This window comes from Streptomyces venezuelae, from assembly GCF_008642375.1.
Classification (GTDB): Bacteria; Actinomycetota; Actinomycetes; order Streptomycetales; family Streptomycetaceae; genus Streptomyces; species Streptomyces venezuelae_G.
Genome location: NZ_CP029194.1, coordinates 6,910,283 through 6,933,035, shown reverse-complemented (window position 1 = coordinate 6,933,035; position 22,753 = coordinate 6,910,283). Strand labels below are relative to the sequence as shown.

Genomic DNA, 22,753 nt, shown 5'->3' with positions numbered 1-22,753 from the left:
GCGCGTCCACCCTACTGCGCGAAGGGATCACGGTGCGCCCGCACCACCCCCGACCTCGGCCGCACCGCTGCTGTCGGGGCTCTCCCGGGGGACGAGTCCGGCGAAGTCGCCGGTGTCGCCGAGGCGCAGGAGGAAGGGGCGCAGCCGCGTGTAGCGGATGACGGTGACCGAGCAGGGGTCGACGTGGATGCGCTGGAAGAGGTCGAGGTGGAGGCCGAGGGCGTCCGCCACGATCGACTTGACGATGTCCCCGTGGGAGCACATGACGTACGTGGCGTCCTCGCCGTGCTCGGCCTCGATCCGGGCGTTCCAGTCCCGTACGGCCGCGACGGCACGGTTCTGCATGGCGCGCATGGACTCGCCGCCGGGGAAGGCGGCCGCGGAGGCGTGGGCCTGGACGACCTCCATGAGCGGATCGTCGCTCAGCTCGGCCAGCTTGCGGCCCGACCAGTCGCCGTAGTCGCACTCGCTGATCCCCTCCTCGACGTGCAGCGGGAGGTCCGGGCGCGCGTCGAGCAGCGGCCGCAGGGTCTCCCGGCAGCGCTGGAGGGGGCTGGAGACGGCGGCGGCGAGCGGGACGCCCGCGAGCCGCCCGGGCAGCGCGGCGGCCTGCGCCGCCCCACGCTCGTCGAGCGCGACCCCGGGCATGCGCCCGGCGAGGACTCCGGAGGTGTTGGCGGTGGAGCGTCCGTGCCGGACGAGGATCAACGTGGCCATGCCGGCCAGCCTAGGTGCACGCGCGCGCGTGTGCGTGGCGGATGGAAACGGGACTTCGGCACCACGCGCGCGTGCATGGTGGAGGGCGGCGAGGGAGAATACGGCGCGTGATCGTGGACTCAGCCATCTATCGGGACGGGCGCCGGACTCCGGGGCCCGCCGACCTGTCCGACGCGCTGGACGAGGCGCGGGTGACGGGGGACGCCTTCCTGTGGGTGGGGCTGCACGAGCCGTCGGAGGCGGAGTTCGACCACGTCGCCTCGGAGTTCGCGCTGCACCCGCTGGCCGTCGAGGACGCCTTGAAGGCTCATCAGCGGCCCAAGCTGGAGGTCTACGACGACTCGCTGTTCGTGGTGCTCAAGCCGGTCGTCTACGAGCCGGAGAGCGACCGGGTCTCCTCGGGCGAGCTGATGGTGTTCATCGGCGACTGCTTCGTGGTGACCGTCCGGCACGGCGAGGGCGCCGCGCTGGCGGCGGTGCGCAAGCGTCTGGAGGCGGAGCCCGCGGTGCTGCGGCACGGGCCGACGGCGGTGCTGTACGCGGTGAGCGACGCCGTCGTGGACCACTACCTCGACGTGGCCGGCGAGCTCCAGGTCGACCTGGAGGAGCTGGAGGCGGACGTGTTCGCGCCGACCGGCGGCAATCCGGCGAACACCGCGGAGCGGATCTACACGGCGAAGAGGCAGGTACTGGAGTTCCGGCGGGCGAGCGGCCCGCTGGCGGGGCCGCTCGCCCGGCTCGCGACCGGCTCGGTGCCCTTCGTGAACGAGCACGCCCAGCCCTTCTTCCGCGACGTCAACGACCATCTGCTGCGCTCGAACGAGCAGGTGGAGGGGCTCGACCGGCTGCTGTCCGACGTGCTCTCGGCCCACCTCGCGCAGATGGGCGTGCGCCAGAACGACGACATGCGGAAGATCTCGGCGTGGGCGGCCATGGCCGCGGTCCCCACGATGATCGCGGGGATCTACGGCATGAACTTCGATCACATGCCCGAGCTGACCTGGACCTGGTCGTACCCGGCGCTGATCGTCCTGATGGCGGGGATCGTCACCGGGCTGTACCGGCTGTTCAAGCGGCGCGGCTGGCTGTGAGGCCGCGCCCTCAGTAGGCGGGGGCGGGGGTCGCCGGTCCTCCGAGGGCGTCGCGGCGCTCGGGCATCCTCAGGTCGATCATCTTGTGCCAGCCGGCGACGCGCTCGTACGCGTACATCCCGCGGATCCCTGCGGCGAGCGCGGCGGCCTTGGGCCGGGGCCAGCGCAGGATGCGGCCCATGTGGCCCATGACGGCCAGGCTGACGTCGCGGTAGACCTGGATCTCGGCGAGCGCGGACTCGCGCAGGGTGCGCTGGATGAGGCGGCCGTGTCCCTCGCGGGCCAGCCGGAGCAGCTCCTCGTGGCAGTAGGCGAGGTGGTTCGCCTCGTCGTTGTCGATCATGTGGATGGCCCGGCCCAGTTCGGGGTGGTCGCCGAAGTGCGTGACGAGCATGTCCATCTGGTCGGCGGCCCGCTGCTCGGTGACCCGGCTGTGGGCGAGGTAGACGATGATGTCCGCCTCGGTCAGCGGCTCCTCGCGGCGCAGCTTGTCGTGGGCGAGGCCGATCCCGCGCTGTTCGAGCAGCATCGTGTAGTCGGTCTCGGGCGGTACGGGGACGGGTTCGAGGCCGCGCTTCTTCAGCAGGGCCTTGAAGATCCGGCCGTGCTTGTCCTCGTCGGCGCCGTGCCGGGTGATCTTGGGCGCGAGTTCGCGCATGCCCGGGGCGACGAGGGCCGCGATCCGCGCGTTCTCCCAGCCTCCCTGGGTCTCGCCGCTCGCGGCTATCGAGCAGAAGAGCCGGAAGGACTCGTCGTCGTCGATGATTTCCTGGAACAAACTCTTGGCCGTGAGCATCGCCGCCACCTCCGTGCGCGTGTCCGCACTCCGTACGCCCCCGGAACAACGAGTCAAGTGCGGTCCGCGGGGAGCGGCAACAGGAGGGCCGGACGGCTCGGCCGAAAGAGTGAGGCCCGGAGGCGTAACCCGGGGCCCTGTGGAGCCGTTGTTCTGGGTGACGGCCGTGGCGGGGAAGACCCCCGAGCCCCCACCACGGCCGCAGGCTCGGGCCCGCGGGATCATCCCGCGGGCCTTCTTTCTTCTACGGAGTCGGGCAGCGCCTCACGCGAGGCCCGCGTGCTCCATCGCCTCGACGCCCGCCCGCAGGGCCGCCAGCCGCTCGTCGAGCGTGAAACCGGCCGGGGCGAGCGTCAGGGTGGTGACCCCGGCCTCCGCGTAGGCGGTCATCCGCTCGGCGATCCGCTCGACGGAGCCGAGCAGCGTCGTCTGGTCGATCAGGCTGTGGGGCACGGCGGCCGCGGCCCCCGTCTTGTCGCCGGCCAGGTACTTGTCCTGGATCTCGGCGGCCTCCTTCTCGTAGCCCATGCGCTGCGCGAGCTGGTTGTAGAAGTTCTGCTTGCGGCTGCCCATGCCGCCGACGTACAGCGCGGTGTACGGCCGGAAGACGTCGGCGAGGGCGTTCACGTCCTCGCCGAGCGCGAGCGGCAGCGTGGGGCAGACGTCGAAGCCCTCCATCGTCAGCCCGGCCTTCTCACGGCCCGCGCGCAGGTGGCGCAGCGCGGTCTCCTCCAGGTGCTCGGCGGAGGGGAAGATCAGCAGGGCGCCGTCGGCGATCTCGCCCGTCTGCTCCAGGTTCTTGGGGCCGATGGCGGCGATGTAGAGCGGGATGTGCTCGCGCTGCGGGTGGACGGTGAGCTTGATGGGCTTGCCGGGGCCGTCGGGCAGCGGCAGGGTCCAGTGCTCGCCCTCGTAGCTGAGGCGCTCGCGGGTCATGGCCTTGCGGACGATCTCGACGTACTCGCGGGTCCTGGCGAGCGGCTTGTCGAACTTGACGCCGTACCAGCCCTCGGAGACCTGGGGGCCGGAGACGCCGAGGCCGAGGCGGAACCGGCCGCCGGTGAGCGAGTCGAGGGTGGCGGCGGTCATCGCCGTCATCGCGGGCTGACGCGCCGGGATCTGCATGATCGCGGAGCCGACGTCGATCCGCTCCGTCTTCGCCGCGACCCAGGCGAGGACCGTGGGGGCGTCGGAGCCGTAGGCCTCGGCGGCCCAGCACACGTCGTAGCCGAGGCGGTCCGCCTCCTGGGCGACGGCGAGGTTGTCGCCGTCCATGCCGGCGCCCCAGTAGCCGAGGTTGATGCCGAGCCGCATTCCACACACCCCTTACCCATCGGTAACGTCCCTGTGTGCCGGACTCTAGCGCGCGGCTCCGCCATCCGTCAGGGGCCGGTTGTCCACAGGCTCTCTCCGCGTGGTGCCCTGGCCAGTAATCTCGCGCCCATGGAGCAGAGGCATCTCGGACGTACCGGCCTGCGCGTGTCGCGCATCGGACTCGGCACGCTCACCTGGGGGAGGGACACCGACGAGCACGACGCCGCCGAGCAGCTGAAGGCGTTCTGGGACGCGGGCGGCACGCTCGTGGACACCGCCGACGTGTACGGCGGGGGCGAGGCCGAGTATCTGCTCGGGAGGCTGATGGAAGGGCTCGTGCCCCGGCAGGACCTCGTCCTGTCGACCAAGGCGGGCAGCGTGCTTGACCCCGACCGGCGCACCGACGGCTCGCGCGGGCACCTGCTCGCCGCCCTCGACGCCTCCCTCTCCCGGCTCGGCACCGACCACGTCGACCTGTGGCAGCTGCACGCCTTCGATCCGTACACGCCCCTGGAGGAGTCCCTCCAGGCCCTCGACATCGCCGTACGGAGCGGGCGCGCGCGGTACGCGGGCGTGGCGAACTTCTGCGGCTGGCAGCTGGCCAAGGCGGGCACCTGGCAGCTCGGCGGGGACCGGACCCGGCTCGCGGGCGCGCAGCTGGAGTACTCGCTGCTCCAGCGCGGCGTGGAGCGCGAGGTCCTGCCGGCCGCCCTGGACCTCGGCATAGGCCTGCTGCCCTCCTCGCCCCTCGGCCGCGGCGTCCTGACGGGCAAGTACCGCAGCGGGACCCCGACGGACTCGCGGGGCGCTTCGGAGACCATGGCCCCCTTCGTGGAGCCGTACCTGGACGAGGCGGCGAGCCGGATCGTGGAGGCGGTCGCGACCGCCGCCGACGGACTCGCCACGACCCCGCTGGAGGTGGCCCTCGCCTGGGTCCGCGACCGGCCGGGAGTGACCGCGCCGATCGTCGGCGCGCGCACGGCGCGGCAGCTCACGGCCGCGTTGTCGGTGGAGAGCCTTAGTCTTCCTGACGAGATCTGCCGGGCGCTGGACGATGTGTCGGCGCCCGTGCACCGCTATCCGGATCACGACTGGAGCACCCTGTGACCGAGCCTGCCGGGGAGACCGCGCCCGAGGCACCCGAGGCCGTTGCCCCCATCGACGAGGCCGCCGAGGAGGCCGTCGCGGAGCCCGCCGAGGACGTACGGGAGGGAGCCGGGGCCGCCGGGCCCGCCGCAGACTCCGGTGAGACCGCCGAGTCGGAGACGCCCGACGCCCAGGCCGACGAGGCTGAGACCGAGGCCGGGACGGACGCCGCAACCGGGGCCGCCCAGGCCTCCGACACGCCCGAGCTGAGCGAGGCGCAGGCCGAGCTCGCCGCGCAGCGCGAGCTGCGGGCCCGGATCGAGGCGCGGAAGGCCGAGAAGGAGGGCCCTGTCGCGAGCGGCGCCAAGCTGAGCGGCACGGCGGCCGACCTCCTGGCGGCGGTCCGGGCCGTCGAGGGCGGCTCGGCCGCGGGCAGCGCCTTCTACGAGGCACCGGAGCCCGCGCCCCGGCGTCCCGCCCCCGAGGCCGCCCCGGCCATGACCGTGCGGCCCCCCGTGCAGAGCGCGGCGCCGGTTCCGGCGCCGGGCACCACGGCGGCCGTGCGGGAGGTGCTGGCCCGGGGCGGCGCGCCCGAGAGCCTCGCGGGACAGGTCGCCGCCGTGCTCGGCGAAGGCGCCGCCGGGGCGCTGGGCGAGGACCCCTGGCAGCTCCTCGCCGTGCCCGGGGTACGACCGGAGCAGGCCGACGGTTTCGCCCGGGCGCTGCTCGGCGCCGCGTGCGGGCCCGACGACCCGCGCCGGATCGTCGCCCTGACCGTCTGGCTCCTGGAGCAGGCCGCGCTCCAGGGGCACACCGCCCTGGAGCTCCAGGCCCTGCGCGCCGGGCTCGCCCGGCACTCGGTGGCCGACCCGGACAAGGCCGTCGAGGTGGCCGTCTCCGAGGGCGCCGTGCTCGTCTTCCAGGAGGAGCAGGAGGGGGCGGCGGCGGAGCCCGACACGGACGAGGAGGAATCCGCCGAGCCCAGCGAGGCGGCCGAGGCGCCGGCCGGGCCCGTACTGCTGGGGCTCGACCGGTACGCCCTCGCGGAGGAGAGCCTCGCGGACGGTCTCGCCCGGCTCGTGAGGACGGCCACCGCCCGCACCTGGGAGGGTGCCGAGCTCGACCGCGCCGCCGGTGAGCACGGGCTCGTCCTGCACACGGGCGGCGAGGCGGCCCGCGCCGAGCCGGTCGCGCTCGTAGCGGCGGCCCGCGAGCGCGGCCTGCGGGCCCTGGTCGCGGTCCACTCGGAGGAGGGACGGCGGGCGCTCGGCGCCGCCGGGGCGGACGCGGTGACGGTGGCCGCGCTGCTGTCCGGCACCGCAGGTCCCGGCCGCGACGAGGAGGGCGCCTTCGCCCTGGACGTGCTGGCCGTCCTCGACGCGCCGCAGCTCGACGTGGAGACGGCCGCGATGCTGGTGGAGTCCCTGCCGGACGGCTGCCGGCTGGTGCTGAGCGGCGACCCCGAGGTCCTGGGGGCACCGGGCGCGGGGCGGGTCTTCACCGACGCGCTCGCCGCCCGGGTGTGCCCGCGGATCTCCTCGCGCGTGCCCGATCCGGGGCCGCTGGGCGAGCTCGTGTCGGGCATCGGCGTCGGCGAGCTGAACCAGGTCGAGGCGCCCGGCAAGGAGGTCGTGATCGTCCCCGTGCGGGACGCGGGCGAGGCCGTGCACCGTACGGTCCAGCTGGTGGCGGACTCGGTTCCCCGGGCGATCGGGGTGCCGTCCGAACAGACCCAGGTGGTCACGGTCGGCCACGGCGGCTCCGCGGGCACGCGCGCGCTGAACGCGGCCCTCAAGCAGCGGCTCAACCCCGGTCCCGGCCGCTTCGGCGGCTACGACCCCGGCGACCGGGTGGCCTACGCGCAGGTGCCGGGCCGGACGGTGACGGGGACGGTCGTGTCGGCCGACGCCGAGGGCCTGCGGCTGCGGTGCGGCGACGAGGACGTCCTCGTACCGAAGGACCGGGTGGAGTCGGCTCTGCGGCACGGCTGGGCGCTCACCGCGCACCAGGCCGCCGGGACGCGCTGGCCCGCGGTGGTCGCGGTGCTGCCCGGGGACGCGGCGGCGGGCCTGAGCCGCGCGTGGGTGTACACGGCCTTCGGCAGGGCGGAGCGCCATCTGTCGGTCGTGCACGGTGTGGACCAGGCGCTGCCCCGCGCCGTGGCGGAGGGGATCGCCCCGGAGCGCACGACGCGGCTGCGTCCGCTCCTGGAGGGGCTCCTCGCCACGCCCGCGGAGTAGCGGCGCAGGCGCCGGGGAGCCGGGAAGCGGCGGAGGGCCGGTGCACCGATTGCGGTGTCCCGGCCCTCCGCCGTCCTCAGGAGCCGTCGACCGCCGCCGCGGGCGCGGCGGCCCCGTACGGGTTCCCGTCGTCGTGCTCGTCCTCGTGACCGTCCTCTTGCTCGTCGAAGACGGAGCTGACGTCGAAGCGGCAGACGATCCGCTCCGGATCGGCGTGCTCGAAGGGGGCGTTGAGCCACTCCCCCGGCTCCGGGAGCTCCTCGGCCGCGGTGACCCAGAGCGTGGAGTCGCCCTCCTCCAGGCCGAACTCCTTGTGCCGGGAGGCGATCTCGTCGGGTTCGTACTCGCCGAAGAGGACCCCGAGCGCGGCGAGGGGGGAGACGCCGGCCCTGGCCGCCGTCCCGGTCGGATCGGCCTCGCCGTCGAGCTCGGCGACGCGCCGCGCCTGGGCGAGCAGACGCTGCGGCTCCGCCACTGCGTAGTCGCGGCGGATCAGGAGGCTGAGGGCGTGAGGTTCGTCAGGTCCGGCATAGGGCGGCAGCGCGCCGTCCGCTCCGGGGATCTCGAAGGGGGTGACCTCGTCGTAGCGGTCGTAGAGCAGTTCGTCGTACTCCTCGGCCGCCGCCGCGAGGGCGTTGAAGGCCTCGTAGACGGCCTTGTCGTCGTCCCCCGTGCGACGTTCGACCGCCGCGAGGTGACGGTCCAGTGCGGCTTTCACCGCCTCGGCGGCGGCGCGTACCTCGGCAGCGGTGGGCTGCGCAGCATCAGACATGGGACGCACGCTATCCGTAGCGGGCCGGTGCCCGCACAATAGATGCGATGCCGGAATACGAATTTGTCGACGTGTACGTGCCGCGCGGTGTCTCCCGCAAGGAGGCGACGCGGCTGCTGACCGACCATGCCGAGTACGGACACTGGGAGTTGGACCGTCTGAGCCTGCACCGGGACGGGAGCCGCAGAGTGCGGTTGAAGCGGAGGATCATCCGCCAGATCCGGGCGACCTGGTAGGAGAACGAGAAGGGGCCCCGCCGTGTGCGGGGCCCCCGTGCGTGGTGCGGTCCGATCAGGCCGCGCTGCGGGCGCGGCGGTAGATCAGCGCACCGGCGAGCAGCAGACCCGCGCCGGCGGGAATGATCGCTCCGAGCGGGCCGGACCCGGTCTCGGCGAGCTCCTCGACGGCATGCGGCTGCGTGAGGCCGTGAGTGTCGGGCGTGTTCGCACCGGGAGTGTGCGTGCCGCCTTCGCTCCCCGGACCACCGGGGTTGCCGGGCGTGCCCGGGGTTCCGGGGTTGCCGGGAGTCCCGGGGGTGCCCGGAGTACCGGGGGTCCCAGGGTTACCCGGAGTGCCGGGGTTACCGGGGTTGCCAGGATTCCCAGGGTTGCCGGGGTTGCCGGGGTTACCCGGATTCCCCGGGTTACCGGGGTTCCCAGGATTGCCCGGGTTACCGGGGTTCCCCGGGTGCGTCGGCTCGATGCCGTTGCCGCAGTCGTTGCCCGCCGCGGCGTTGCCCAGGCCGATGCCTGTGACGCTGTTGCCGCACACGTTCACCGGGACGTCGACCGGCACCTGCACCGTGTTGCCCGAGCCCACGCCGGGAGAGTTGCTCGTGTGCCCGCCGGCGGAGGAGCCGCCGCCCGGCTTGCCGGGCTTGCCCGGCTTGGAGGTGTTGGCACACTTGTTGCCCATCGCCGGATTCAGCAGTCCGACGACGTTCACGGTGTTTCCGCAGGCGTTCACCGGTGCGTGCACCGGGACCTGGATGGTGTTTCCGGACGCGACGCCCGGGGAATTCGTTGCCGTACCGCTCGCACCGGAATCGGCGTGTGCGTAACCGCCGCCGACGGCGGCGAAAACGCCACCCGCGGCCGCTACGGTGATGAGACCTTTGCGCGTGACCTGTCGCATAGCTTGCTCCCTGCCTTTTCGGCTCTCGCCTTCTCGGCTTCGAAAGAGCGCCACCGGGTGGAGAACCCGGGGCGGAAATGGCCACCGGCCCCGGAGTGCATGGCACGCACTCCGGGGCCGGACCGGCTCACGCCCTCACAGGGCGAGGCACAACGTCAGGCGTTGACGCAGGTGTTGCCGAAGGCGGGGTTCAGCAGGCCGATCACGGAGACCGTGTTGCCGCACACGTTCACCGGGACGTGAACGGGAACCTGGACGACGTTGCCCGAGAGCACGCCGGGGGAACCGATGGCGGCACCCTGAGCGCCCGCGTCGGCAACGGCCATGCCCGCACCCGCGAGAACGAGACCGCCGGTGGCAGCCGCAGCAGCGACGACCTTCTTGATCATTATTCCTCCTAGTTGCCAATGCGATCCCAGCCGCGGACCGCACCACCTGTAACGAGGGGGAATGGAGGGGGCTACGAGCCCCCGAGTTCATTCACTCTTTCCGGTCACATGCGAAAGGGTGGACGAATTCAGCAGGCGTCGAGGAAACGGTCCAGGACACGGACGCCGAACTTGAGGCCGTCGACCGGCACGCGCTCGTCGACGCCGTGGAACATGCCGGCGAAGTCGAGCTCCGGCGGCAGCTGGAGCGGCGCGAAGCCGAAGCAGCGGATGCCGAGGTCGTCGAAGGACTTGGCGTCGGTGCCGCCGGACAGCATGTACGGCACGGCGCGGGCGATCGGGTCCTCGGCGCGCAGGGCCAGCTGCATGGCGTCGACCAGGGCGCCGTCGAAGCTCGTCTCCAGGGCCTTGTCGCCGTGCACGTCCTCGCGCTTCACCCGGGGTCCGAGGATCCGGTCGAGATCGGCCAGGAACTCCTGCTCGTACCCGGGCAGGAAGCGGCCGTCGACGTGCGCCGTGGCCTGGCCGGGGATCACGTTGACCTTGTAGCCGGCGCCGAGCATGGTCGGGGCGGCCGAGTTGCGGAGGGTGGCCCCGACCATCTTGGCGATACCGCCGAGCTTGGCGAGGGTGCCGTCCATGTCCTCGGGGTCGAGCGGGGTGCCCAGCGCGTCCGAGAGCTCGTCGAGGAAGGACCGCACGGTCTTGGTCACCCTCACCGGCCACTGGTGGCGGCCGAGGCGGCCCACGGCCTCGCAGAGCTCCGTGATCGCGTTGTCGTCGTTGGTCATCGAGCCGTGGCCGGCCGTGCCCTCGACGGTCAGCCGCATCCAGTGCATGCCCTTCTGGGCCGTCTCCACGAGGTAGAGCCGCAGGTTCTCGTTGACCGTGAAGGAGAAGCCGCCGACCTCGCCGATCGCCTCCGTGACCCCGTCGAAGACGTCCCGGTGCTTGTCGACCAGATGCCGGGCGCCGTACGTGCCGCCCGCCTCCTCGTCGGCGAGGAACGCGAGGACGATGTCGCGCGGGGGCTTGCGTCCGCTGCGCATCCGGTCGCGGACGACCGCGAGGGTCATCGCGTCCATGTCCTTCATGTCGACGGCGCCGCGGCCCCAGACACAGCCGTCGGCGATCTCGCCCGAGAAGGGGTGGTGGGTCCAGTCCTCGGCGTTGGCCGGAACGACGTCGGTGTGGCCGTGGATGAGCAGGGCCGGGCGGGACGGGTCCTCGCCCTCGATCCGGGCGACGGTCGAGGCCCGCCCCTTGTGCGACTCGATGATCTTCGGCTCGAGTCCGACCTCCGCGAGCTTCTCGGCGACGTACTCGGCCGCCGCCCGCTCGCCCGGGCCGGAGTGGTCGCCGTAGTTGCTGGTGTCGATGCGGATGAGGTCGCGACAGAGGTCGACGACCTCGTCCTCGCCGGCGATGCTCCGTGCCGTCTTCGACTCGCTCACGCTGCTTCCTCCCACTACGTGCCCCACGTGCTTCCTGGTGATCGCCCCTATCCTCCCGCGTGGCCCCCTCCCCGCCCAAGGGCGACGGTCGGCCGACATACCGCCGTCACACGACGGGGTCGCCGCGGGGGCGGTCGGGGGTGGTGATCGACCCCCTCAGATGTTTGCTATTGTTTTCCTCGTCGGAAGGGCCGAGCGGCCCGGAAGACAAGACACCTTGTCCGGGTGGCGGAATGGCAGACGCGCTAGCTTGAGGTGCTAGTGCCCTTTATCGGGCGTGGGGGTTCAAGTCCCCCCTCGGACACCATCGAAAGACCCCACATCATGTGGGGTCTTTCTTGTTAGGCGGTAGGACCGGTGCGACGCAGATCCAAGGCCCCCACTTCGCCCCTTCCCCAGCGGAACGGGATCGATCCGGTGCGGGTGCGGTTGCCGGAGGATCCCGAGGGGCACTGGGGGACCGTGCGGGACCATCTGCTCGACCGGTACTCCGGCGCGATCGGTGCCGGGCGGGTCGAGGACATGCTGCTGAGCGGCCGTTTCGTGGGGACGGACGGTCCCGTCGGCGGGGACGAGCCGTACGCCGTGGGGCGGTATCTCTGGTTCCACCGGGACTTTCCCGCCGAGACACCGGTGCCGTTCCCGATCGGGGTGGTGTACCGCGACGAGCGGATCCTGGTCGTGGACAAGCCGCATTTTCTGGCGACGATGCCGCGGGGGCGGCATGTGACGGAGACGGCGACGGCGCGGTTGCGGCGGGAGCTGGCATCGCCTCGGCTGCAGCCCGCGCACCGGCTGGACCGGCTGACGGCGGGGCTCGTGCTCTTCGTCGTACGGGAGGAGGACCGGGGGGCATACCAGACGCTGTTCCGGGACCGGCTCGTGCGCAAGGAGTACGAGGCGGTGGCCCCGTACGACCCGGCGGTGGAGCTGCCGGTGACCGTCCGGAGCCGTATCGAGAAGGAGCGCGGGGTGATGGCCGCCCGGGAGGTGCCGGGCGAGCCGAACAGCGAGAGCCGCGTCGAGCTGCTCCGGCACGCGGGAGGGCTCGGGTGGTACCGGCTGACGCCCGTCACCGGGCGGACGCATCAGCTGCGGGTGCACATGAACGCGCTGGGGCTGCCGATCCTGCACGATCCGGTCTATCCCGTGGTGCGCGAGGACGGGCCGGAGGACTTCTCGCGTCCGCTGCAACTGCTGGCGCGGACGCTGGAGTTCCCCGACCCGTTCACGGGTGACGAGGTGCGGTTCGAGAGCCGGCAGGCTCTCAGTGGCCGCGGTTGATCCATTCCTGGAGGTGCGGGGACTCGGCGCCGATCGTCGTCGGGTCGCCGTGGCCGGTGCGGACGACCGTCTCCGGGGGCAGGGTGAGGAGCTTCTCCCGGATCGATTCGACGATCGTCGGGAAGTCCGAGAAGGACCGGCCCGTCGCGCCGGGGCCGCCATGGAAGAGGGTGTCGCCGGTGAAGACCGTGCCCAGGTCGGGGGCGTACAGGGAGACCGCTCCCGGGGCGTGACCCGGGGTGTGGAGGACCACGAGGTCGGTGCCGGCGATCGTGAGGACCTGGCCGTCGGCCAGCTCGCCGTCCGGGGTGTGGTCGGGGTGGGTCTGCTTCCACAGCGGCTGGTCGGCGGGGTGGAGCAGGACGCGGGCGCCGGTGGCGGCCGCGAGCGCCGGGGCCGCGTCGACGTGGTCGTTGTGGGCGTGGGTGCAGACGATGGCGCGCAGGGCACGGCCGTCGAGGGCGGCGAGGATCGCCTCGGCGTCGTGGGCTGCGTCGATGACGATGGCCTCGGTGTCGTCGCCGACGATCCAGACGTTGTTGTCGACGTCCCAGGTGCCGCCGTCGAGGCTGAAGGTGCCGGAGGTGACGAGGTGGTCCACGCGGGCGGTCATCACAGCACCACCACCGAGCGGAGGACGTCGCCCTCGTGCATGCGGGCGAAGGCCTTCTCGACGTCGCCGAGGCCGATGGTCTCGGTGACGAAGGCGGCGAGGTCGATGCGGCCCTGCTGGTGCAGGTCGATCAGCATCGGGAAGTCGCGGGAGGGCAGACAGTCGCCGTACCAGGAGGACTTGAGGGCGCCGCCGCGGCCGAAGACGTCGAGGAGGGGGAGTTCGAGCTTCATCTCGGGGCTGGGGACGCCGACGAGGACGACGGTGCCGGCGAGGTCGCGGGCGTAGAAGGCCTGCTCGTAGGTCTCGGGGCGGCCGACGGCCTCGATGACGACGTCGGCGCCGAAGCCGCCGGTGAGCTCGCGGATCGCCTCGACGGCGTCGGTGGAGCGGGAGTTGACCGTGTGGGTGGCGCCCATCTCGCGGGCCTTGTCCAGCTTGCGGTCGTCGATGTCGACGGCGATGATCTTCGCGGCTCCGGCGAGGCGGGAGCCGACGATCGCGGCGTCGCCGACGCCGCCGCAGCCGATGACGGCGACGGTGTCGCCGCGGCCGACGTTCCCGGTGTTGATGGCGGCGCCGATGCCGGCCATGACGCCGCAGCCGAGGAGGCCCGCGACCTCGGGGGCGACGGCGGGGTCGACCTTGGTGCACTGGCCGGCGGCGACGAGGGTCTTCTCGGCGAAGGCGCCGATGCCGAGGGCAGGCGAGAGCTCCGTGCCGTCGAGCAGGGTCATCTTCTGCTTGGCGTTGTGGGTGGCGAAGCAGTACCAGGGGCGGCCGCGCTCGCAGGCCCGACAGGTGCCGCAGACGGCGCGCCAGTTGAGGATCACGAAGTCGCCGGGGGTCACGTCGGTGACGCCCTCGCCGACCGACTCGACGATTCCGGCGGCCTCGTGGCCGAGCAGGAAGGGGAACTCGTCGTTGATGGCGCCCTGCTTGTAGTGGAGATCGGTGTGGCAGACGCCGCAGGCCTGGATCTTCACGACGGCCTCGCCGGGGCCGGGGTCCGGGATGACGATGGTCTCGACCCGTACCGGTTCGTTCCTGCCGGGGGCGATGACCCCCTGGACGTGCTGCGGCATCGCGAACTTCCTTTTCTCCGACCGGATCTTGTAAGGCTCCTGCGTACCACTATCTCCTGACAAGAGGCGAGACCCCGACAGGCCGTGCCTGTGGGGGTCTCGCCGGTTCCCGTGGGGGAGGTCAGTCGCGGGCCGCCGCGGCGGTCGCGCGGACCCGCTTGCGGACCAGGAACCAGCCGCCGACGAGGGCCGCCGCGATGAGCGGCAGGCAGTTCACGGTGGTGCGGCTGATGCCGCCGTCCATCCACATGAGGACGAGGACGGAGCCGAGGAAGACGATGGTCACGATCTGGGTGTACGGGGCCCAGGGCAGGTTGTAGCCGGGGCGGGTGAGCTTGCCCTGCTGGGCGTTGCGCCAGAAGAGCAGCGAGCAGACCATGATCATGGCCCAGGTGCCGATGATGCCGATCGAGGCGAAGTTGAGGACCAGCTCGAAGGCCTCGCCGGGCATCACGTAGTTGAGCGCGACACCCATGACGCCGAAGGCGGCGGTGAGGAGGATGCCGCCGTAGGGGACGCCGCCCTTGTTCATGACGCCGGTGAACTTCGGCGCGGAGCCGGAGAGCGACATGGAGCGCAGGATGCGGCCGGTGGAGTAGAGGCCCGAGTTGAGGCTGGAGAGCGCGGCCGTGAGGACGACCAGGTTCATCACGCCGGCGGCGCCGGGGATGCCCAGCTTGTCGAAGACGGTGACGAAGGGGCTCTGGTCGCCGGAGTACGCGGTGTACGGGAGGATCAGCGCGAGCAGGACGACGGAGCCGACGTAGAAGAGGCCCACGCGCCACATGATCGAGTTGATCGCCTTCGGCATGATCTTCTCGGGGTTCTCGGTCTCGCCGGCGGCGACGCCGCACAGCTCGACGGAGGCGTAGGCGAAGACGACGCCCTGGATGAGCAGCAGCATCGGCATCATGCCGTTGGGGAAGATGCCGCCGTTGTCGGTGATGTTGCCGAGGCCCGGGGTGTGGCCGCCGACGTCGTGCGAGGTGACGACGAGGAAGATGCCGATCAGCATGAAGGCGACGAGGGCGCCGACCTTGATGATCGCGAACCAGAACTCCATCTCGCCGAAGTACTTCACGGAGATGAGGTTGGCGGCGAGGACGACCGCGAGGGCGATCAGGGCGAGGATCCACTGCGGGACGTCGCTGAACATGGCCCAGAAGTGGGCGTAGGTGGCGGCCGCGGTGATGTCGGCGACGGCGGTCGTCGACCAGTTGAGGAAGTACAGCCAGCCGGCCGTGTAGGCGCCCTTCTCGCCCATGAACTCACGGGCGTAGGAGACGAACGCACCGGACGAGGGGCGGTAGAGCACCAGCTCGCCGAGGGCCCGCACCACGAAGAAGGCGAAGACGCCGCAGACGGCGTAGGCGATGAAGAGGGAGGGTCCCGCCTGGGACATCCGGCCGCCGGCGCCGAGGAAGAGGCCGGTGCCGATGGCGCCGCCGATGGCGATCATGTTGATGTGCCGGGACTTGAGGTCCTTGCGGTAACCGGCGTCGCCTGCGTCGACGTGGGGGGTTGCGGCCGGGCTCGCCGGAACGGCGGACAGCGGCTCGGCCGCGATGACGCGGTCAGTCATGGAGTTGTTCGCCTTCGTGAGGGGGGAGCTGTGCGGTACTTCCCGGCCGTGCCCGATGGGGGTCTCCCCGGCACGACCAGCGCACATCCTCACGGCAAGAGCGCCGACTGACTGTGGCGCATGTCACTGATCGCCCATATTTGAGCTAGTTCAGAGCTTCACGGGGCCAGAACGTCCAGTTCCTGGAGGGCGCCGACCGCGATCTGGCGGGTGAGCTCCTCGGCGCGGGCCGCGTCCCGCTCCCGTACCGCCTCGGCGACCTGGACGTGGAGGGTGACGGCGGCGGGGTCGGGGTCCTCGAACATCACGTGGTGGTGGGTGCGGCCGGTGAGGACCTCGGCGACGACGTCGCCGAGGCGGGCGAACATCTCGTTCCCCGAGGCGTTGAGGACGACCCGGTGGAAGGCGATGTCGTGGACGAGGTACTCCTCCAGGCGCCGGCCGCGCGAGGTCGCGACCATGCCGAGGGCCTGCTCGGTGAGCTCACGGCACTGCTCGGGGGTGGCGTGCGTGGCGGCGAGACCGGCGGCGACGGGTTCGACGGCCGAGCGGAGCACCGTGAGGGAGCGGAGCTGGCGGGGGCGGTCGGCGCCGGCGAGCCGCCAGCGGATGACCTGGGGGTCGTACACGTTCCAGCTCGCGGTGGGGAGCACGGTCACGCCGACGCGGCGGCGTGACTCGACGAGGTGCATGGACTCCAGGACGCGCACGACCTCGCGGACCACGGTCCGGGAGACGTCGAAGCGCTGGGCGAGCTCGTCGGTGCGCAGCACGGTGCCCGGCGGGTACTCCCCCGCGGTGATCGCGAGACCCAGGGTGGCGAGGACGTGCGAATGAAGCCCCTGGGCCGGTGTCGTCATGGTCGCAAGCCTATGCGTGCGCGCACGGATGATCACCTCGGGAATTAAAAGTACTACTTTTACGTCACAGGCTCTTGAATACGTCGTACCCAATGGGTTTCATGGGCGCGACGGATCGATGTCGAAGAAGACAGCGAGGCACCACCCATGAGCACCACCCCCCAGCCCGAGGCGAGGACGGTCGTCGTCGTGATGGGCGTCGCCGGTACCGGCAAGACCACCATCGGGCCGCTGGTCGCCGAGGCGATGGCCCTCCCCTACGCGGAGGGCGACGACTTCCACCCGGCGGCGAACGTGGCCAAGATGTCGGCCGGCGTCCCCCTGGACGACACCGACCGGGCGCCCTGGCTCGACGCCATCGGGGCGTGGGCGCACGACCGGGCCGGGCTCGGCGGTGTGGTGAGCAGCTCCGCGCTGAAGCGGGCCTACCGGGACCGGCTGCGCGCCGCGGCCCCCGGAGTGGTCTTCCTCCATCTGACCGGTGACCGGGAGCTGATCGAGGGGCGGATGTCCGCGCGCAAGGGGCACTTCATGCCCACCGCGCTCCTCGACTCCCAGTTCGCCACCCTCCAGCCGCTGGAGGAGGACGAGGCCGGCGTCGCCGTCGACGTCTCCGGCACCCCCGAAGAAATCGCCGCCCGGGCGGTCGCCGCGCTGCGCGCTCTCGCCGGCTGACCTTCCGTCCCCCGTTCCCCGCTCGTACGAAGGACACCCCCGTGACCAGTCTCAGTGTCGAGATCCTGGCAGCGGATGCCGCCGAACCCATCACCTCGGCAGGCAACGCCCAGCTCGGTATCGCCGTGCTCGCCGGCATCGCTCTCATCGTCCTGCTCATCACCCGGTTCAAGCTCCACGCGTTCCTGGCGCTGACCATCGGGTCGCTCGCGCTCGGCGCGTTCGCGGGTGCGCCGCTCGCCGACACGATCAAGTCCTTCACCACCGGCCTCGGCAACACCGTCGCGGGCGTCGGTGTGCTGATCGCGCTCGGCGCGATCCTCGGCAAGCTCCTCGCCGACTCCGGTGGCGCCGACCAGATCGTCGACACGATCCTGGCCAGGGCGAGCGGCCGGGCGATGCCCTGGGCGGTGGTCCTCATCGCCTCCGTGATCGGCCTGCCGCTCTTCTTCGAGGTCGGCATCGTGCTGCTGATCCCGGTCGTGCTGCTGGTCGCCAAGCGCGGCAACTACTCCCTGATGCGGATCGGCATCCCCGCCCTCGCCGGCCTCTCCGTGATGCACGGGCTCATCCCCCCGCACCCCGGGCCGCTCGTCGCCATCGACGCCCTCGGCGCGAACCTGGGCGTCACCCTCGCCCTCGGTCTGGTCGTCGCCGTCCCGACCGTGATCATCGCCGGTCCGCTGTTCTCCCGGTACGCCGCGCGCTGGGTGGACATCCCGGCCCCCGAGAACATGATCCCCACGCGTCCCTCCGAGGACCTGGACAAGCGCCCCGGCTTCGGCGCCACCGTCGCGACCGTGCTGCTGCCGGTCGTCCTGATGCTGGTCAAGGCGCTCGTCGACATCGTCGTCGACAACCCGGACAACGGCCTGCAGAAGGTCACCGACGTCATCGGCTCGCCGCTGATCGCGCTGCTCGCCGCCGTCATAGTCGGCATGTTCACCCTGGGCCGGGCGGCCGGATTCACCAAGGAGCGGCTGTCCTCGACCGTCGAGAAGTCCCTCGCCCCGATCGCGGGCGTGCTGCTGATCGTCGGCGCGGGCGGCGGCTTCAAGCAGACCCTGATCGACATCGGCGTCGGCCAGATGATCCTGGACTTCTCCGAGAACTGGTCCATCCCTGCGCTGCTGCTCGCCTGGCTGATCGCGGTTGCGATCCGGCTGGCGACCGGTTCTGCGACGGTGGCGACGATCTCGGCGGCGGGGCTCGTGGCTCCGCTCGCGGAGGGCATGTCGACGAGCGAGACGGCGCTGCTCGTGCTCGCGATCGGTGCGGGGTCGCTCTTCTTCAGCCACGTCAACGACGCCGGGTTCTGGCTGGTGAAGGAGTACTTCGGGATGACCGTCGGCCAGACGATCAAGACCTGGTCGGTGATGGAGACGATCATCTCGGTCGTGGGCATCGTGTTCGTGCTGCTGCTGTCGCTGGTGTTGTAGCCCGGCGAAATTCCGCGCTGCGGGCCGGTCGTGACTGACAGACTGTCGGCCATGACCGGCCCTGACGCGCTCAAGCCCTATCTGCTCGCCTTCCCCGGCCCCTTGCGGGACCAGCTCGTCGCGGCGGTGCTCGCCGGCGAGAAGGTCTCCACGACGGGCCTCCTCGTGGAGTACGAGATCGAGAACGAGGAGCTGCCCGAGCCGGGCGAGCGCTCGGCGCTCATCGACTCGGACGGTCGCGAAGTGGCGGTCGTGGAGGTGACGGATGTCCGGGTCCTGCCGCTCGGCGAGGTGGACCTCCGGCACGCGCTCGACGAGGGCGAGGGGTACGCGTCGGTGGCGGAGTGGCGATCGGCCCACGAGCGCTTCTGGCACAGCGAGGAGATGCGGGAGGCCTTGGGCGACCCGCACTTCGTGGTGGACGACGGGACGATGGTGGTGGCGGAGCGGTTCCGGGTGGTGGAGTTGATTCAGCCCGGGGGCTGAGGGTCGAGGGCGGCGAGGAGGGCGGCGGCGACGTCGCGGATCTCCCGGATGTCGTCGGTCTCGGCTGCTCGGCGGAGGAGCGGGAGCAGCTCCCGGCTGTCGCGACGGAGGTCGGCGAGGACGCGAAAGGCGGTGAGCCTGACCTCCGGGGCGTGGTCGTTGTCGAAGCGGTCCTGGGCGAGAGCGGCCAGTTCGGGGCCACTGCGGTGTTCCAGGAGAATCACGAGGGCGGTGCACCGTCTGTCGGCGCTCTCGTCGTCCAAGGCGTGATCGAAGACGACGCGTATCGCCTCCGTGTCGTGCCCGTACGTGGTGAGCAGGTGGGAATAGGCCCATGTCTCGAGGTGGGCAAGTTCGACGACCACGTCGCGCGCTGCCTCGGCATCGAGCTTCATGAGGCCTTGCAGGGCCTCCTCCCGGAGCCACCGGCTCGGGTCGTTCCGTGCCTGGTCGAGCAGGGCGTCCCACACGGCCGATTCATGGCCCACGTGTTCCACGAGCAGGTGGAGGGCGGAGCCTCGGACCCCAGCGTCCTCGTCATGAATCAGCCGGTGCGACAGCAGGTCCGACAGCATGTCGATCGGCGTGCCCGCCTCGGCCAGACAACGAATGGCGGACCCTCGGATCTCGGCGACGGGGTGATCCAGAAGCTCGTGCAGGAGGCCGTCCGTGCCCGGGTCGTCGGAGCCGATCTCCCGGACGGCCTCGATCGCGGCAGCCAGGAGCACGGGGACCTCGTCGCGCTTCAGGTACCGCTGGACGAGCGCGCGGACCACGGGTTCGTCGCGTGTGTGTGCCACCACGGTGGTCAATGCTGCCGCGCGGATTCCGGGATCGTCGTCCTCCAGTTCTTTCCGGAGCAGCTCCGCCGCTTCCGCCCCGTTCTCGGCATGGGCGACGAGAAAATCCATGGCGTACCGGCGAAGGCGGGGATCGTCGAGAGCGCGGTGAACTGCGGCTCGTACGTCCGGGGTGTCGATCCGGAGGCGTCGCAGACACTCAAGTGCTGCGTATCGAGCATGCCAGTGCTGGTCCTCGGTCAGCCGCTCGACGGCGAGCCGGGCCACCCAGGCCGGGTCAGCCCCGTCGTCGTACGCGAGGCGGGAGAGGACCGCCCGCACCTCGCCGTTCGGGTCCTCCCGCAGGCAGCGCTCCAACAGCTCCCGCGTCCGCGGCTCAGTGCCCGCCCTGCGCACCAGCAAGTGGAGGGCGCCGACCCTCGCCAGGACACTGTCACTTGTCAGGGCCGTCTCCGTGAGGTGTGCCACGTCGGGCGCGTCCTCTGTGCCTCGCAGGGCAAGGGAGATGTCCGCAGTGAGCTGCTCCGTCGTGTTGGCCGACATGTGCTCGCCGGACTCGTCGTCGCGGGCCCACCGCTCGTGCCAGCACAGGTAGCTCTCCCTGCCCGTCCAGTGGGGCCCCAGAGCCGCCAGGGACGGTCCCAGGGACTCGATGTGCTGGTAGGGGTAGAAGAAGGTAGTGCCCAGCGCACGGGCCACATCGAACAGACGGATGATCGTCTCCACCAGGGCCGTGCTCTGCGGGGCCAGCGCCCCCAGTCGGCGCACCTCGGCCAGGCAACGGGCCGCGAAGGCCGCTTCGGCGAACGCCAGATCACCGTCACCTCCCACGGGCACCGCGATCGCGCGCGGCGCCAGCAGGCGGTCGATCACCCCCGCCACGAACCGCTCGTCCAGCAGGCCCACCAGGAGCAGCAGGATCTCGTGCCACGTCGGGTCGTGGACCTTCACCACGAAGAGCTCTTGGAGGTCTTCCTCCGACAGGCTGCGTTCGCGGTTGAAGCGGTGGGCCAGGTCCGTGGCCGCCAGGTACTCCAGGAACGTGCGGTGGACGAAGCCGTAGACCTCGCCGCCGTAGCGGCTGAGGATGAAGTTGCGGTGGCGGAACTGGTCGAGCATCACCCGGGCCGCCGTCGCCGCGCGATCCGGTGGGAGGGCGTAGCGGTCCCTGAGGTACTCCTCGAAGCTCTTCAGGAGGTCCGGGCCCGCGATGTGGTTGCCCGAGATACCTCCGTGGCCCTCTTGCATCTGGCGCGCGATCAAGCGCAGGAGTTCGCGCTTGTCCTCGGCGGCCAGATACGGAAGGTGCTCCTCGACACGGCTGTCCTTGAGGTACTTGCTGGGGTCCCAGTGCTCCACGAGGACGTCGACGGCGTGCTCGTACACCGTGCGCCGGTCGCGAGGGAGTTCGCGGCGGCGGCCGATGATCGCCAGGATCGTGAGGATCAGGGGATTGCCGGCGAGTTCGCGGACCGAGGCGGACGCGTCGACGGCCGTCGTGACGCGTTCGGTCAGTTTCCGGGCCTGGTCCGGGTCGTCCGGGGACGCCAGCGCGAACCACTGCCCCGCGAACGCGCCGATCTGCTCCCGGTCGAGGTCCTGGAGCATGAAGTTGGTGAAGCCCGCACCGTCCAGGACGGCCCGCTGATAGCCGTAGTCGCGTGAGGTGACGACGATCCTGGCCCGGGCGTGGCGGGCCGCGAAGCCCGCGATGCGGCGGGTGACCGCGTCCCGGACGTCCTTCTCGAAGAGCTCGTCCAGGCCGTCGAAGATCACGAGGGCCTTGTATGGGCTCTCCCCCGCCAGCAGCGCGGTCAGCGTCTCGGGCGGCAGTCCGAGGCCCTCCGTCACGTACTGGTGGGCCAGGAAGTCCTCGAACGTCCGCTCGCGCCAGACGGGTTGTGCGTACTCCCGGAGTTCGACGATCAGCGGGAGGCTGTCGTGCAGTGCGTCGAGGGACCGAGGGGGCTCGGGAGACGTGAGGACGAGCGCCAGATAGCGGGCCAGGCTGGACTTGCCGGAGCCCGGGTGGCCGAGCAGGACCACACGGTCGTGCTCGGGCGTCGTCAGGACGTCGAGTACGGGGAGCGGTGGCCGCTCCTGGTAGGCACGGCGGACGCGGTCGACCGTCTCGCGGTCGATGCCGGGCGGCAGGTCGTGGAGCTCGACCTCGGCCGGGTCCTTGAGGCGGCGCAGGAACTCCTGGGGCAGCTCGACGGGCGGCGGGTCGGCCCGTACGGACTGGGGAACGAAGACGTCCCGCAGCTGCAGGGCCGGGTGCTCGTCCTGTTCCCGGAGGGGGGTGAGGACTTCGAGGTCCAGGCGGCCGTAGCGCTGGCGGACGCGGGTGGCGTAGGCCTCGCGGGCCGACTCGATCTCCGGTGCCCGGGCCGGGGACGGGACGGCTCCGATCGTGACGTGGACGTCTCGCGCCCCGCTGATCTGGGTGAGCGGGCCCTGGATGGTCGCCCCTTCCGCCGTCTGCGCCGCCTTGCGGCGCTTGAAGAATCCCCTCATGGCGTCGAGGACGTCGGGGGCTCGATGCGGACCGAGCCGCCGACCCCGTCGATCTGGTGCAGGTCCCCCGCCGTACGCGCGCCGTGCGCCGACTGCGTCCCGCCGCCGCCCTGGCCCTCGGCCGGAGCGGCGGGCGGGGCGGGGGTGCTCGTGCCGCTGCCGCCGCCGGAGGTGATGACGACGTCTCCCGTGACGTTCCTGATCTGGTGCAGCGATCCTCCGGTGACGGTCCGGTCCGCCGACTGGGTGGTGCCTCGGGCGACGAACCCCGCGACGGCGAGGGCGAAGCCCGCCACCGTGAAGAACAGGCTCAGGACGCTGCTCCACTTGTCCGCCGCGTCCAGGCCCTGCAGGACGAGGAAGGCCGCCAGGCCTCCTAGGGCCAGGAGCGCTCCAACCGACATGAAAACCACACGTTT

The 22,753-nt window shown here is 71.5% G+C and carries 21 protein-coding genes and 1 tRNA gene; 9 read left to right on the top strand and 13 right to left on the bottom strand.

The window, feature by feature from the left end; all coding sequences use genetic code 11:
* Window positions 1-27 precede the first annotated feature (27 nt).
* The gene (locus DEJ46_RS31690; RefSeq protein ID WP_150271871.1) at window positions 28-717 is read right to left on the bottom strand and encodes a histidine phosphatase family protein; all 690 of its coding nucleotides are present in this window, start codon (window positions 715-717) and stop codon (window positions 28-30) included.
* A gap of 98 nt (window positions 718-815) precedes the next feature.
* Here DEJ46_RS31690 and DEJ46_RS31685 point away from each other — a divergent pair, with 98 nt between their 5' ends.
* Window positions 816-1,808, top strand: a complete 993-nt coding sequence (locus DEJ46_RS31685) for a magnesium and cobalt transport protein CorA (RefSeq protein ID WP_150274938.1) — start codon at window positions 816-818, stop codon at window positions 1,806-1,808.
* A gap of 10 nt (window positions 1,809-1,818) precedes the next feature.
* On the opposite strand, the gene DEJ46_RS31680 is transcribed toward DEJ46_RS31685, so the two are convergent.
* Both DEJ46_RS31680 and DEJ46_RS31675 read right to left on the bottom strand, forming a co-directional pair.
* Window positions 1,819-2,604, bottom strand: coding sequence for a ferritin-like domain-containing protein (locus DEJ46_RS31680; protein ID WP_150271869.1), 786 nt, complete (start codon window positions 2,602-2,604; stop codon window positions 1,819-1,821).
* A 264-nt stretch (window positions 2,605-2,868) separates the two neighbouring features.
* A complete protein-coding gene (locus tag DEJ46_RS31675; RefSeq protein ID WP_150271867.1) occupies window positions 2,869-3,918 on the bottom strand; it encodes an LLM class F420-dependent oxidoreductase in 1,050 nt (349 codons plus the stop codon).
* Window positions 3,919-4,047: 129 nt separating this feature from the next.
* On the opposite strand from DEJ46_RS31675, the gene DEJ46_RS31670 reads away from it, so the two are divergent.
* Both DEJ46_RS31670 and DEJ46_RS31665 read left to right on the top strand, forming a co-directional pair.
* Window positions 4,048-5,025, top strand: a complete 978-nt coding sequence (locus tag DEJ46_RS31670; RefSeq protein ID WP_150271865.1) for an aldo/keto reductase — start codon at window positions 4,048-4,050, stop codon at window positions 5,023-5,025.
* Window positions 5,022-7,244 (top strand): helix-hairpin-helix domain-containing protein, encoded by a 2,223-nt coding sequence (locus DEJ46_RS31665; RefSeq protein ID WP_223835229.1) that lies wholly within the window; start codon window positions 5,022-5,024, stop codon window positions 7,242-7,244. Before DEJ46_RS31670 ends, DEJ46_RS31665 begins: the two co-directional genes overlap by 4 nt.
* Before the next feature lie 76 nt (window positions 7,245-7,320).
* On the opposite strand, the gene DEJ46_RS31660 is transcribed toward DEJ46_RS31665, so the two are convergent.
* Window positions 7,321-8,016 (bottom strand): hypothetical protein, encoded by a 696-nt coding sequence (locus DEJ46_RS31660; protein WP_150271863.1) that lies wholly within the window; start codon window positions 8,014-8,016, stop codon window positions 7,321-7,323.
* 47 nt (window positions 8,017-8,063) lie between these two features.
* Here DEJ46_RS31660 and DEJ46_RS31655 point away from each other — a divergent pair, with 47 nt between their 5' ends.
* Window positions 8,064-8,252 (top strand): DUF5703 family protein, encoded by a 189-nt coding sequence (locus DEJ46_RS31655; RefSeq protein WP_017241661.1) that lies wholly within the window; start codon window positions 8,064-8,066, stop codon window positions 8,250-8,252.
* 55 nt (window positions 8,253-8,307) lie between these two features.
* On the opposite strand, the gene DEJ46_RS40795 is transcribed toward DEJ46_RS31655, so the two are convergent.
* From DEJ46_RS40795 to DEJ46_RS31640, 3 genes are all read right to left on the bottom strand, one after another.
* Window positions 8,308-9,150 carry a chaplin gene (locus tag DEJ46_RS40795; protein ID WP_150274935.1) on the bottom strand — a complete coding sequence of 281 codons (843 nt, stop codon included), beginning with the start codon at window positions 9,148-9,150 and terminating at the stop codon, window positions 8,308-8,310.
* A gap of 155 nt (window positions 9,151-9,305) precedes the next feature.
* Complete coding sequence (gene chpH, locus DEJ46_RS31645; protein WP_015032475.1) at window positions 9,306-9,539, bottom strand: chaplin ChpH; 234 nt, start codon at window positions 9,537-9,539, stop codon at window positions 9,306-9,308.
* Between the two features lie 128 nt (window positions 9,540-9,667).
* On the bottom strand, window positions 9,668-10,993 hold the full coding sequence (locus DEJ46_RS31640; protein ID WP_150271862.1) for a M20/M25/M40 family metallo-hydrolase: 1,326 nt from the start codon (window positions 10,991-10,993) through the stop codon (window positions 9,668-9,670).
* 219 nt (window positions 10,994-11,212) lie between these two features.
* Between DEJ46_RS31640 and DEJ46_RS31635 the strand changes: the two genes are divergently transcribed.
* Both DEJ46_RS31635 and DEJ46_RS31630 read left to right on the top strand, forming a co-directional pair.
* Window positions 11,213-11,300: transfer RNA gene (locus DEJ46_RS31635), tRNA-Leu, on the top strand.
* Window positions 11,301-11,350: 50 nt separating this feature from the next.
* Window positions 11,351-12,277: a pseudouridine synthase gene (locus DEJ46_RS31630; protein WP_150271860.1), complete on the top strand. Its 927-nt coding sequence runs from the start codon at window positions 11,351-11,353 to the stop codon at window positions 12,275-12,277.
* Here DEJ46_RS31630 and DEJ46_RS31625 read toward each other — a convergent pair.
* From DEJ46_RS31625 to DEJ46_RS31610, 4 genes are all read right to left on the bottom strand, one after another.
* Window positions 12,261-12,890 carry an MBL fold metallo-hydrolase gene (locus tag DEJ46_RS31625; protein ID WP_150271858.1) on the bottom strand — a complete coding sequence of 210 codons (630 nt, stop codon included), beginning with the start codon at window positions 12,888-12,890 and terminating at the stop codon, window positions 12,261-12,263. The genes DEJ46_RS31630 and DEJ46_RS31625 overlap by 17 nt on opposite strands.
* The gene (locus DEJ46_RS31620; RefSeq protein ID WP_150271856.1) at window positions 12,890-13,975 is read right to left on the bottom strand and encodes an S-(hydroxymethyl)mycothiol dehydrogenase; all 1,086 of its coding nucleotides are present in this window, start codon (window positions 13,973-13,975) and stop codon (window positions 12,890-12,892) included. Before DEJ46_RS31620 ends, DEJ46_RS31625 begins: the two co-directional genes overlap by 1 nt.
* A 121-nt stretch (window positions 13,976-14,096) precedes the next feature.
* The gene (locus tag DEJ46_RS31615) at window positions 14,097-15,557 is read right to left on the bottom strand and encodes an amino acid permease (protein ID WP_150271854.1); all 1,461 of its coding nucleotides are present in this window, start codon (window positions 15,555-15,557) and stop codon (window positions 14,097-14,099) included.
* A 158-nt stretch (window positions 15,558-15,715) separates the two neighbouring features.
* On the bottom strand, window positions 15,716-16,417 hold the full coding sequence (locus tag DEJ46_RS31610; RefSeq protein ID WP_150271852.1) for a FadR/GntR family transcriptional regulator: 702 nt from the start codon (window positions 16,415-16,417) through the stop codon (window positions 15,716-15,718).
* A gap of 147 nt (window positions 16,418-16,564) precedes the next feature.
* Between DEJ46_RS31610 and DEJ46_RS31605 the strand changes: the two genes are divergently transcribed.
* The 3 genes from DEJ46_RS31605 to DEJ46_RS31595 are packed head-to-tail and all read left to right on the top strand — an operon-like array spanning window position 16,565 to window position 19,017.
* Window positions 16,565-17,092 carry a gluconokinase gene (locus DEJ46_RS31605; protein ID WP_150271850.1) on the top strand — a complete coding sequence of 176 codons (528 nt, stop codon included), beginning with the start codon at window positions 16,565-16,567 and terminating at the stop codon, window positions 17,090-17,092.
* 41 nt (window positions 17,093-17,133) lie between these two features.
* Window positions 17,134-18,531, top strand: a complete 1,398-nt coding sequence (locus tag DEJ46_RS31600) for a GntP family permease (protein WP_150271849.1) — start codon at window positions 17,134-17,136, stop codon at window positions 18,529-18,531.
* Window positions 18,532-18,582: 51 nt separating this feature from the next.
* Window positions 18,583-19,017 carry an ASCH domain-containing protein gene (locus tag DEJ46_RS31595; protein WP_150271847.1) on the top strand — a complete coding sequence of 145 codons (435 nt, stop codon included), beginning with the start codon at window positions 18,583-18,585 and terminating at the stop codon, window positions 19,015-19,017.
* Here DEJ46_RS31595 and DEJ46_RS31590 read toward each other — a convergent pair.
* Complete coding sequence (locus DEJ46_RS31590) at window positions 19,002-22,334, bottom strand: HEAT repeat domain-containing protein (protein ID WP_150271845.1); 3,333 nt, start codon at window positions 22,332-22,334, stop codon at window positions 19,002-19,004. The two genes, DEJ46_RS31595 and DEJ46_RS31590, sit on opposite strands and share 16 nt — an antisense overlap.
* On the bottom strand, window positions 22,331-22,738 hold the full coding sequence (locus tag DEJ46_RS31585; protein WP_150271843.1) for a hypothetical protein: 408 nt from the start codon (window positions 22,736-22,738) through the stop codon (window positions 22,331-22,333). The genes DEJ46_RS31590 and DEJ46_RS31585 overlap by 4 nt, the downstream gene beginning before the upstream one ends.
* Window positions 22,739-22,753: the final 15 nt, after the last annotated feature.